The sequence below is a fragment of the Micromonospora marincola genome (assembly GCF_056150385.1).
On the sequence record NZ_JAXCFT010000005.1, the window covers coordinates 441,703 to 451,493 of the forward strand.

At 72.2% G+C, this 9,791-nt stretch carries 11 protein-coding genes; 10 read left to right on the plus strand and 1 reads right to left on the minus strand.

Annotated features, from left to right (window positions below):
* The first annotated feature begins 26 nt into the window (after positions 1-26).
* The 6 genes from rpsM (at position 27) to truA (ending at position 4,164) form a co-directional block, all read left to right on the plus strand.
* Entirely contained in the window at positions 27-407 is a 381-nt protein-coding gene (rpsM, locus tag SM450_RS15680) for a 30S ribosomal protein S13 (RefSeq protein WP_013288614.1), read from the plus strand.
* A gap of 87 nt (positions 408-494) precedes the next feature.
* The gene (gene rpsK / locus SM450_RS15685) at positions 495-902 is read left to right on the plus strand and encodes a 30S ribosomal protein S11 (protein ID WP_014440747.1); all 408 of its coding nucleotides are present in this window, start codon (positions 495-497) and stop codon (positions 900-902) included.
* 14 nt (positions 903-916) lie between these two features.
* Positions 917-1,543: a 30S ribosomal protein S4 gene (gene rpsD / locus SM450_RS15690; RefSeq protein ID WP_091065834.1), complete on the plus strand. Its 627-nt coding sequence runs from the start codon at positions 917-919 to the stop codon at positions 1,541-1,543.
* A 95-nt stretch (positions 1,544-1,638) separates the two neighbouring features.
* Positions 1,639-2,661, plus strand: a complete 1,023-nt coding sequence (locus SM450_RS15695) for a DNA-directed RNA polymerase subunit alpha (protein WP_007073009.1) — start codon at positions 1,639-1,641, stop codon at positions 2,659-2,661.
* 34 nt (positions 2,662-2,695) lie between these two features.
* Entirely contained in the window at positions 2,696-3,256 is a 561-nt protein-coding gene (gene rplQ / locus SM450_RS15700) for a 50S ribosomal protein L17 (RefSeq protein ID WP_281586619.1), read from the plus strand.
* 74 nt (positions 3,257-3,330) lie between these two features.
* Entirely contained in the window at positions 3,331-4,164 is an 834-nt protein-coding gene (truA, locus tag SM450_RS15705) for a tRNA pseudouridine(38-40) synthase TruA (protein WP_474620447.1), read from the plus strand.
* A 13-nt stretch (positions 4,165-4,177) separates the two neighbouring features.
* Here truA and SM450_RS15710 read toward each other — a convergent pair whose 3' ends face one another.
* The gene (locus SM450_RS15710) at positions 4,178-5,335 is read right to left on the minus strand and encodes a hypothetical protein (RefSeq protein WP_474620448.1); all 1,158 of its coding nucleotides are present in this window, start codon (positions 5,333-5,335) and stop codon (positions 4,178-4,180) included.
* 125 nt (positions 5,336-5,460) lie between these two features.
* Here SM450_RS15710 and SM450_RS15715 point away from each other — a divergent pair, with 125 nt between their 5' ends.
* The 4 genes from SM450_RS15715 (at position 5,461) to SM450_RS15730 (ending at position 9,616) form a co-directional block, all read left to right on the plus strand.
* Positions 5,461-6,066, plus strand: coding sequence for a class I SAM-dependent methyltransferase (locus tag SM450_RS15715; protein WP_474620449.1), 606 nt, complete (start codon positions 5,461-5,463; stop codon positions 6,064-6,066).
* Between the two features lie 41 nt (positions 6,067-6,107).
* A complete protein-coding gene (locus SM450_RS15720; RefSeq protein ID WP_474620450.1) occupies positions 6,108-7,787 on the plus strand; it encodes an ABC-F family ATP-binding cassette domain-containing protein in 1,680 nt (559 codons plus the stop codon).
* A complete protein-coding gene (locus SM450_RS15725) occupies positions 7,784-8,581 on the plus strand; it encodes a nucleotidyltransferase domain-containing protein (protein ID WP_474620451.1) in 798 nt (265 codons plus the stop codon). The genes SM450_RS15720 and SM450_RS15725 overlap by 4 nt, the downstream gene beginning before the upstream one ends.
* Positions 8,582-8,671: 90 nt before the next feature.
* A complete protein-coding gene (locus SM450_RS15730; protein WP_474620473.1) occupies positions 8,672-9,616 on the plus strand; it encodes an aldo/keto reductase in 945 nt (314 codons plus the stop codon).
* Positions 9,617-9,791 lie beyond the last annotated feature (175 nt).

Genomic DNA, 9,791 nt, shown 5'->3' on the forward strand with positions numbered 1-9,791 from the left:
CACACATTTGAGGAGTACGCCCGCACATGGCACGTCTAGTCGGCGTGGATCTTCCCCGCGAGAAGCGGATGGAGATCGCGCTCACCTACATCTTCGGGGTCGGTCGCACCCGCGCCCTGGAGACCCTCGCCGCCACCGGCATCTCGCCGGACAAGCGCGTTCGGGACCTCACGGACGAGGAGCTGGTCGAGCTCCGGAACCACATCGAGGGCAACTACAAGGTTGAAGGCGACCTGCGCCGCGAGGTCGCCGCCGACATCCGCCGCAAGGTCGAGATCGGCTGCTACGCCGGCATCCGGCACCGTCGCGGTCTGCCCGTGCGCGGTCAGCGCACCAAGACCAACGCGCGGACCCGGAAGGGCCCGAAGCGGACCGTGGCCGGCAAGAAGAAGCCCGGCAAGAAGTAGTTCTTACCCGGATGACGGGTCGGCCGCCGCCGAGGTGGGTCAGGCCGCAACCCGTTCCGGAAAGTCAACTAGGAGCGCAGAAGACTTATGCCACCGAAGGCTCGTGCCGGAGCCGCCGTCAAGAAGGTCCGGCGCAAGGAACGCAAGAACGTCGCCCACGGGCAGGCGCACATCAAGAGCACCTTCAACAACACCATCGTGTCCATCACGGACCCGACCGGTGCGGTCATCTCCTGGGCCTCCTCCGGCCAGGTGGGCTTCAAGGGCTCCCGCAAGTCGACCCCGTTCGCCGCGCAGTTGGCCGCCGAGGCCGCCGCGCGTCGGGCCATGGAACACGGCATGCGCAAGGTCGACGTGTTCGTCAAGGGCCCCGGCTCCGGCCGGGAAACCGCCATCCGTTCGCTGCAGGCCGCGGGCCTCGAGGTCGGGCAGATCTCCGACGTCACGCCGCAGCCGCATAACGGGTGCCGTCCGCCGAAGCGTCGCCGGGTCTGAGAGGTTAGAGAGAGATGGCTCGTTACACCGGTGCTGACTGCCGCCGTTGCCGGCGGGAGAAGATGAAGCTGTTCCTCAAGGGCAGCAAGTGCGATGGTCCGAAGTGCCCGTTCGAGTCCCGGCCGTTCCCGCCCGGGCAGCACGGCCGCGGCCGGACCAAGGAGACGGAGTACCTGCTCCAGCTCCGTGAGAAGCAGAAGGCCCGCCGTGTCTACGGCGTGCTGGAGAAGCAGTTCCGCGGCTACTACGAAGAGGCCGTGGGCAAGAAGGCCAAGACCGGTGAGGTTCTGCTGCAGATCCTCGAGTCGCGGCTGGACAACGTGGTCTACCGGGCCGGCTACGCCAAGTCCCGGGACATGGCCCGTCAGCTGGTCAAGCACGGTCACTTCACGGTGAACGGCAAGAAGGTCGACATCCCGTCGTACCGCGTCAAGGAGCACGACATCGTCGAGGTCCGGGGCAAGAGCAAGGAGCTCACCCCGTTCATCGTCGCGCAGGCCGAGGCCGGCTCCAAGACCGTTCCGGCGTGGCTCGAGGCCATCCCCAGCCAGATGAAGGTCCTCGTGCACTCGCTCCCGGCCCGTCAGGTGATCGACACCCAGGTCCAGGAGCAGCTGATCGTCGAGCTCTACTCCAAGTAGGGCTCGTTGCGGTGGCCCGTCCCGCGGGGCGGGCCACCGGAACAAGTTGTGTCGTGGGCGTCAAATAGCGGGCGCCCCGGAAGAGAAGAGAAAAGATGCTCATCAGCCAGCGACCGTCTCTCTCCGAAGAGTCGATCAACGAGACCCGGTCCCGGTTCACCATCGAGCCGCTGGAGCCCGGCTTCGGCTACACGCTCGGCAACTCGCTGCGGCGTACGCTGCTGTCCTCCATCCCGGGTGCGGCGGTCACCTCGATCAAGATCGACGGTGTCCTGCACGAGTTCACCACGATCCCGGGGGTCAAGGAGGACGTGGTCGAGCTCGTCATGAACATCAAGGAGCTGTGCGTCAGCTCCGAGCACGACGAGCCGGTCAGCATGTACCTGCGCAAGCAGGGCCCGGGCGACGTGACCGCCGGTGACATCCAGCCCCCGGCCGGTGTCTCGGTGCACAACCCGGACCTGAAGCTCGCCACCCTCAACGGCAAGGGCCGGCTCGACATGGAGCTGACCGTCGAGCGGGGCCGGGGCTACGTCACGGCGGCGCAGAACAAGCAGGCGGGCGCCGAGATCGGCCGGATCCCGGTCGACTCGATCTACTCGCCGGTGCTCAAGGTGACGTACCGCGTCGAGGCGACCCGCGTCGAGCAGCGGACCGACTTCGACCGGCTCATCATCGACGTCGAGACCAAGCCGTCGATGGGTCCGCGTACCGCGCTGGCCTCCGCCGGCTCGACGCTCGTGGAGCTGTTCGGCCTCGCCCGCGAGCTGGACGAGACCGCCGAGGGCATCGACATCGGGCCGTCCCCGCAGGACGCCCAGCTGGCCGCGGACCTGGCTCTGCCGATCGAGGAGCTGGACCTGACCGTCCGCTCCTACAACTGCCTCAAGCGCGAGGGCATCAACTCCGTCGGTGAGCTGATCGGGCGCACCGAGGCTGACCTTCTCGACATCCGCAACTTCGGTCAGAAGTCGATCGACGAGGTCAAGATGAAGCTCGCCGGGATGGGCCTGGGGCTGAAGGACTCGGCTCCGAACTTCGACCCGGCGCACGTCGTGGACGCCTTCGGCGAGGCCGACTACGACACCGACGACTACCGCGAGACCGAGCAGCTCTAGTCCGCGCTGCCGCCACACCTGAGGAGCACCAAGCATGCCCACGCCCACCAAGGGCCCCCGCCTCGGCGGCAGCCCCGCGCACGAGCGGCTGATGCTGGCCAACCTGGCCACCGCGCTGTTCCAGCACGGCAAGATCCAGACCACCGAGACGAAGGCCCGGCGGCTCCGCCCGCTGGCCGAGCAGCTCATCACCAAGGCCAAGCGCGGCGACCTCGCCTCGCGTCGGCGGGTGGCGGGCGTAGTCAAGGACAAGGACGTGGTCTACTCCCTGTTCGACCAGATCGCGCCCCGGTACGCCAACCGCAACGGTGGCTACACCCGGATCGTGAAGACCGGTCCGCGCAAGGGTGACGCCGCTCCGATGGCGATCATCGAGCTGGTGGAGGAGCTTGCCGTCGCCGAGCCGAAGGCGAACCGGAAGACCGCCGCCCGCAAGGCCGCCCAGCAGGACAAGGTCGAGGCCCTGGCCCCGGCCGAGGAGGCCCCGAAGGCGAGCGCCGGTGACCAGGATGCGGAGGCTCCGGTCTCCGCCTCCGGCGACACCGCCGCCGCCCGTGAGGACAGCGACGAGGCCACCGAGAACGACAAGGCCTGATCGCAGGCAGCACCGTCGGGCCCGGCATCCCCTCGCGGGGTGCCGGGCCCGACGCCGTCAACGGGAGGTACGAGGTGGACGAGCGGACCCGGCTGCGGCTGGACGTCTCGTACGACGGCACCGACTTCTCCGGTTGGGCCCCCCAGCCCACCCGGCGCACGGTGGCCGGGGTGCTCATGCAGGCGCTTGATCTGGTCCTCGGCGCGGGCACGGCCACCGGCCTGACCGTGGCCGGTCGCACCGACGCCGGGGTGCACGCCACTGGGCAGGTCTGCCATCTCGACCTGCCGACCGAGGTGTGGCGTGCGCACGAGGGGCGGCTGCTGCGCCGGCTGGCCCGGCTCCTGCCCACGGACGCCCGGGTCCGCGCGATGACCGAGGTGCCGGCCGACTTCGACGCCCGGTTCTCGGCCACCTTCCGCCGTTACGAGTACCGGGTCACCGACGCGCGCTGGGGCGCCGAGCCGCTGCGCCGGCGGGACACCCTGGCCTGGCCGAAGCCACTGGACCTGGCGGCGTTGAACGAGGCCGCGGCCGGTCTGGTCGGCGAGCACGACTTCGCCGCGTACTGCCGGCGCAAGGAGAACGCCACCACGCTGCGGGAGGTGACCCGGCTGGTATGGCGGCGCGATCCGGACGGCATCCTGGTCGCCACCGTGCAGGCCGACGCGTTCTGCCAGAACATGGTGCGCAGCCTGGTCGGCGCCATGCTTGTCGCAGGCGACGGGCGGCGGCCGGTCCAGTGGCCGGCCGGCCTGCTGACCCGCCGGGAACGGTCGAGCGAGGTCACCGTCGCGCCCGCGCACGGCCTGGCCCTGGTCGAGGTCGGCTACCCCAGCGATCCCGCCGAGTACGCCCGCCGTGCCGATCTCACCCGCCGGCTGCGGGTGCCGGTCGCCGAGGGCTGAGCCCGCCCCCTGGTCAGTCGTCCGAGCCCTGCTGGCCGGCGCTGTCGTCGGTCGGGCCGTCGGTGGGTTGGCCGGCCGTGCCGCCGGAGGCCCGACGCTCCAGCACACCCCGGTTGAGGTGCAGCTCGATCAGGTCGTACATGATCTCGCGGGCGGTCGCGTCGTCGGTCGGGATCCGTTCCCCGTCCGCGCGGGTGACCAGGCAGAAGGCGAGGTAGTGGCCGCGTACCTGCCAGCCGACCCGGGCGGCGGCCTTCTCCACCACCTCGGTGTCCTTGTCCGCGGCCATGCCGCGGAAGCGCCCCTGCCGGTCGTCGAGCAGCGGCCGGATCCGGTCGCGTACCCGCTGGGCGCTGGCCAGGTCGGTCAGGTTGAACAGGCCGGCGGTGAGCAGGTGGTCGCCGTCGGGTGAGCGGAGCGTGCCCCGGACGACCTGGTTGCAGCCGAGGCGCGTCAGCAGGTCGGCGATCTCGCCGGTGGCCGCGACCGCGCAGTTCGTACTCGTCTGGGTCTTGAGCACCCGGTAGGCGGGCTTGCCGTCGACGACCACAAGTTGCTTGCCGGGGAAGAGTTCCTTGGTGGTGAGCGCGGCCTGGTCGGTGTCCCGGGAGTCCAGGTCGGACCGGCCGGGCGCGCTCGGGTCGGCCTCGCTCGGCGGGGAGGTCGGTGCGCTCGCCGGTGGCGTGGTGGTCCGGTCGTCGAGCAACGCGGCCACGGCCAGCCCGGTGAGCGAGAGCAGGAGCAGCACCGCGGCGCCGCCGATAAGCGTCCGCCAGAGGCGGCCACCGCCGCGGCGTTCGACACGTCGGCTGCGGGGCAGTTCGGACACGTTCGTGGCGCGGAAGACCGGGCTGGCCGGGATCGGCACGGTGGGCCGTGCCACGGCGGCCGGCACCGGCTGCGGCATCGGCGGTGTGGGGTGCGGCACCGGGGCGGGTTCCGGGGGCGGCGCGGGTCGGCCCGGCGTCGGGGCGGGCGGCGCGGGGGCGGGCGCGCGGACGCCGTCGGGGGCCGCGCCCTTTCCCCGGGCCGGCGGCAGCGACGGCGTGGGGAAGCGGGAGGGCGACGGGCCCGCCGGTGGCGGCGTCGGGGTCGCAGGCCCGGTCGGGTCCGACCCGGGCTGCGGGTACTCCAGGAAGGCGTCCTCATCGGACTCGTACCGGTAGGCCATGCGAGATAGAGTAGGGCCGATTGTCCCTTTCAGGGGGAATATCGGGAAATTCCGGCCGAGTGGCGTGCGCCGCCGGCCCCCGTACCGTCGCCCGGCCTTCGACCGTCCGGTGCGAGAATGCCGGCGTGACCGGCGACCACTACTTCACCGCTGAACCCGCGACCCCGGCCCGTCCACGCGAGGTCGAGTTCTCCGTCGCCGGGCGCGACTACGCCCTCAGCTCGGCAAGCGGCGTCTTCTCCGCCGACCGGCTCGACCCCGGCACCGCTGTGCTGCTGCGCAAGGCCGACCTCCCGGCCGCCGACGTCGCCGGGCCGTTGCTCGACATCGGCTGCGGCTTCGGCCCGATCACCTGCGTCCTGGCCACCGTCGCGCCGGCCGCCACCGTCTGGGCGGTGGACGTCAACGAACGGGCCCGCGCCCTTACCACCGCCAACGCCGACCGGATCGGCGCCGCCGACCGGATCCGGGCCGTCGCACCCGACGAGCTGCCGCCGGACGTCACGTTCGCCCAGATCTGGTCGAACCCGCCGATCCACATCGGCAAGGCGGAGCTGCACGAACTGCTCCTGCGCTGGCTGCCCCGGCTCGCCCCGGACGGGGTGGCCTGGCTGGTCGTCGCCCGCCACCTCGGCGGTGACTCGCTGCACCGCTGGCTGGTCGAGCAGGGGTGGCAGGTCGAGCGGCACGCCAGCCAGAAGGGCTACCGGGTGCTCCGGGTCACCAGGTAATCGGGTGTCGTCCGCACCACCGACTCGGGCAGGATGCCCGGGTGGGATACGTGGACGTGGCAGGGGTCGGGCACATCCTCCCGGACGGGCGGCAACTGTTCGGCGAGGTGTCGTTCCGGGTCGGTGAGGGCGCCAAGGTGGCGCTCGTCGGCCCCAACGGAGCCGGCAAGACGACGCTGCTCCGGATGGTCGCCGGCGACCTGCCGGTGCGCGCCGGCGCGATCGCCCGCTCCGGCGGGTTGGGCGTGATGCGGCAGTTCATCGGCATGATCGGCGACGAGTCGACGCTTGCCGACCTGGCCCTGTCGCTCGCCCCGCCGGCGCTGCGCGACGCCGGGCGCCGGCTCGTCGAGACCGAGGCGGCCATGCGGGCGGCCGAGGTCCGCGGCAAGTACAGCTCCGCCGCCGGCAAGGCCCAGCTCGCGTACGCCGACGCGCTCGCCGCCTGGGGCGAGAGCGGCGGGTACGACGCCGAGGTGCTCTTCGACACCGTCACCACGATCGTGCTCGACCTGCCGTGGGACAGCGCCCGCGAACGGCCGGTGCGGACCCTCTCCGGCGGCCAGCAGAAACGCTTCGCCCTGGAGTTGCTGCTACGCGGCCCGGACGAGGTGCTGCTGCTCGACGAGCCGGACAACTTCCTCGACGTGCCGGGCAAGCGCTGGCTGGAGGCCCGGCTGCGCGAGTCCGGCAAGTCGGTGCTCTACGTCTCGCACGACCGGGAGCTGCTGGCCCAGACCGCCGACCGGGTGGTGGCCGTGGAGGGCGGCAGCGCGTGGGTGCACCCGGGCGGCTTCGCGAGCTGGCACGAGGCGCGGGTGGCCCGGCACGCCCGCCTCGACGAGCTGCGCCGGCGGTGGGACGAGGAACACCAGAAGCTGCGCGAGCTGATGCTGATGTACAAGCAGAAAGCCGCGTACAACGACGGGCTGGCCTCCCGCTATCAGGCCGCGCAGACCCGGCTGCGCAAGTTCGAGGAGGCCGGGCCGCCGCCCGTACCCCCGAAGGACCAGGACATCCGGATGCGCCTGACCGGCGGACGGACCGGCAAGCGTGCGGTGATCGCCGAGCAGCTTGAGCTGGACGGCCTGACCTACCCCTTCGACCTGGAGATCTGGTACGGCGACCGGGTCGCGGTGCTCGGCGCCAACGGGACCGGCAAGTCGCACTTCCTGCGCCTGCTGGCCCGCGGTGGCACCGACCCCGACCCGGGCAACACCCCGGTCGACGGCGCCGCCGCGCTCACGCCCGTCGCGCACGACGGCGTGGTCCGGCTCGGCGCCCGGGTCCGGCCCGGTCACTTCTCGCAGACCCACGACCGGCCCGAGCTGATGGAGAAGACGCTCGTCGAGATCCTGTGGCGCGGCGACGAGCACCGGGCCGGCATGGACCGGCACGCGGCCATGGGGGTGCTGTCCCGCTACGAGCTGGCCGGCCAGGGCGACCAGCGGTTCGGCACGCTCTCCGGCGGCCAGCAGGCCCGCTTCCTGGTGCTGCTGCTGGAGCTGTCCGGGGCCACGCTGCTGCTGCTCGACGAGCCGACGGACAACCTCGACCTGGCCTCCGCCGAGGCGCTGGAGGCCGGCCTGACCGCGTTCGACGGCACCGTCATCGCGGTCACCCACGACAGGTGGTTCACCCGCACCTTCGACCGGTTCGTGCTGTTCCGGGGCGACGGGGACGTGGTGGAGACGCCGGAGCCGGTCTGGGACGTCGGATGATCGACGAGGAACTGGCCGGCCGGCTCTGCGCGGTCGACGGCGTGGTGGCAGTGGCTCTCGGCGGCAGCCGGGCCCGTGGCGACCACCGGCCCGACTCCGACTGGGACGTCGGCATCTACTACCGGGGCGCGCCGGACGTGGCCGGGCTGCGGGCGGTCGCCGCCTCGATCGCCGACGGTCCGGTGGACCTCACCGCGCCCGGCGGCTGGGGGCCGTGGGTCGACGGCGGCGGCTGGCTGCGCGTCGGCGGGGTCGCGGTGGACTGGATCTACCGCGACCTGGACCGGGTACGCCGGGTCTGGGCCGACTGCCGGGCCGGCCGCTACACCGTGGCGACGCAGGCCGGTCACCCGCTCGGGTTCTACTCCCACGCGTACGCCGGTGAGGTGGCGCTCGGTCGGGTGCTCGGCGACCCGACCGGCGAGCTGACCGCGTTGCGGGCCGAGACCGTCGACTACCCGCCGGCGCTCGGCGCGGCGCTCGTGGCCGGCGGATGGGAGACCGGCCTGCTGCTGGACGGGGCGGCCAAGGGCGCGTCCTCCGGCGACGCCGGGTACGTGGCCGGCTGCCTGTTCCGGGCGGTCGGCGTGCTGGCGCAGGCGCTGCACGGGCGGGCCGGCCGGTGGCTGGTCAACGAGAAGGGCATGATCACCTCCGCCGGCCGGTTGCCAGGTGCGCCGCCGGAGTTCGCCGGGCGCGCGCAGGCGCTGCTCGGCGCGGTGGGGCGTACCCCGGCCGAGCTGTCGGCGACGGTCGCCGACGCCCGCGCGTTGGCCGCCGACGTGCTCGGCTGAGCAGTCCGGGCGGTGCTGGCTCGCAGGCTGGTGGCGGCTGCGGGACGGTCCGGCGCTCGGCCGGGGGCATAGGGTGATCTCGTGAGTGAGATGACCTATCGCCGGCTGGGCGACTCCGGGCTCGTGGTGTCCGTGGTCGGCATCGGCTGCAACAACTTCGGCCGCAAACTCGACCTCGACGGCACCCGGACGGTGGTGGACGCCGCGCTCGACGCCGGGATCAACTTCTTCGACACCGCCGACATCTACGGCGAGCCTCAGGGCGGCTCCGAGGAACTGCTCGGCCAGGCGCTCAAGGGCCGCCGGGACGACGTGGTGGTCGCCACCAAGTTCGGCATGGAGATGAACGGGGCGAACGGGCCCGACCACGGCGCCCGGGGTGCCCGCCGCTACATCGCCCGCGCGGTCGAGGCGTCGCTGCGCCGGCTCGGCACCGACCACATCGACCTCTACCAGATGCACGAGCCCGACCCGGGCACGCCGATCGACGAGACGCTCGCCGCACTCGACGACCTGGTCACCGCGGGCAAGGTGCGCTACCTCGGCAACTCCAACTTCGCCGGCTGGCAGATCGCCGACGCCGACTGGACCGCGTCGTCGGCGGGCCGCACCCGGTTCATCTCCGCGCAGAACCACTACTCGCTGCTGGAGCGGGGCGTGGAGGAGGAGATCATCCCGGCGTGCGACCGGTTCGGCCTCGGCATGCTGCCGTTCTTCCCACTCGCCAACGGGCTGCTCACCGGCAAGTACAAGCGGGGCCAGGAGCCCCCGGCGGGCAGCCGTCTCGCCGGCGGCGGCCGGTACGCCGAGCGGCTGGCCGCGGCGCGTTGGGACACCATCGAGGCGATCGAGGCGTACGCGGCGGAGCGCGGGGTGAGCCTGCTCCAGGTGGCCATCGGCGGGCTCGCCGCCCGACCCGCGGTGACCTCGGTGATCGCCGGCGCGACCACGCCCGAGCAGGTACGCGCCAACGCCGACGCCGGCACCTGGCAGCCCACCGACGAGGACCTGGCCGCCCTCAACGCCCTCCTCTAGCCTCAATGCCGGGTAGTTAAGCGCGGCGGTGGTTCGTCAAGTGGGCGTGTTGGTGCTGAGACTGGCAGCGGGACTCCGGTAGGAGAGGTACGTCCGCCAAGACATGCCTTACCGCCGGGAGTCCCGCTGTTGGTTCAGTCTGTCATTACGCGTGTGGTGCGGGTCGCGGCAGGCC